Annotated in this window: 1 protein-coding gene; it reads right to left on the bottom strand. The window is 50.4% G+C overall.

The features are described 5' to 3' along the window. Positions 1-74: 74 nt before the first annotated feature. Positions 75-1408: aminoacyl-histidine dipeptidase (locus BZG79_RS15575; RefSeq protein ID WP_108743324.1), on the bottom strand; the 1334-nt coding region annotated here is incomplete at its 5' end.

Here is a 1408-nt window from a genome sequence, read left to right as displayed (position 1 = left end):
GGGCGAGGTATTCGCCTGATTGGTTTGTCGGTTGGGTTGGGAGACGATACCGCCCCCCAACTGAGTCTACTCGGCTAGGCCGTTTTAACTGGAATCGCTTTTAAAATCGCCTGCATTTGTTGCCAATAGTGCCCAACACTATCGATATTTACTTTCTCATCGGGAGAATGCGGAAACTTGATAGTCGGACCAAATGAAATCATATCCATGTTGGGATAGGGCTGTTTAAATAGGCCACACTCTAGCCCCGCATGAATGACCATGATGTCAGGTTTACGCTGATAGATTCCTTCATAGGTATCGCGGAAAATATGCATAATCTCTGAATCGGGATCCGGTTTCCAACCTGGGTAGGCGCCTGAAAAATCGACATTAACATTCGCTAAGCTTGCCAGTGATTGCAGCATGCTTTGCACGTTCTCACGGCCTGAGTCGATCAATGAACGGATCAGAAATAAGGCGGTAATTTTATCTTCCTCAGTATTAATCACGCCGAGGTTAAGTGATGTTTCGACCACGCCAGGGACATCATCACTCATTCTCACTACCCCGTTAGGCGCAGCATTTAAGGCCGCTAATAAACGTGATTGGACGGCGCGTGTGAGAGGATCAGTTGCATTGTCAGTGGATTCCATTACCAAGGTCACTTGCTCTTCCAAGCGGCCTAACTCGTCTTGTAGCAGCGTCGCGAACCGGTCAACAGCGCCAGCCAGTGCGTCTTTTTGCGATGCAGGCACGGCAATATCGGCAAACGCTTCACGAGGAATGGCATTGCGTAATGTACCACCACGTATCGCGAGTAGGCTCATGTCGACATCATCAAGATGATGGCTCAGAAAACGGGCTAATAATTTATTGGCATTCGCTCGGCCCGTGTGAATATCCACGCCCGAGTGGCCCCCTTTTAATCCTTTAATGCCAATCGTAAAGCGTGCCAGATCTTCCTCTATCGCTTGTCGCTCGAGTGGAAAATGCATACTGGCATCCACGCCACCCGCGCAGCCCATGTACACTTCCCCTTCTTGCTCTGAGTCGGTATTGAGCAGTATGTCACCTGTTAGCCAGCCTGCTTCAAGCCCAAACGCGCCATCCATACCTGCTTCTTCGTTGGTGGTGAGCAATACTTCAAGTGGACCGTGCTCGATATCATCGGCATCGAGAACAGCAAGGCAGGATGCCATCCCCATACCGTTATCCGCACCTAACGTGGTGCCATCGGCAGTGACCCACTCCCCATCCACATAGGGACGAATAGGATCGCGGGTAAAATCGTGATCGGTATTTTCATTCTTCTGAGGCACCATATCGAGGTGGGCTTGTAAGACTACGCCCTTGCGGTTCTCCATGCCGGGAGTGGCTGGTTTACGAATGAATAGGTTACCGGCGTTATCTTGACGAACCGCTAAAC

Origin of the sequence: Salinivibrio sp. MA427, from assembly GCF_001996115.1 — a bacterium.
Lineage (GTDB): Bacteria > Pseudomonadota > Gammaproteobacteria > Enterobacterales > Vibrionaceae > Salinivibrio > Salinivibrio costicola.
The sequence above is the reverse complement of the archived record's forward strand: the minus strand, read 5'-3'. Positions and strand labels throughout refer to the sequence as shown.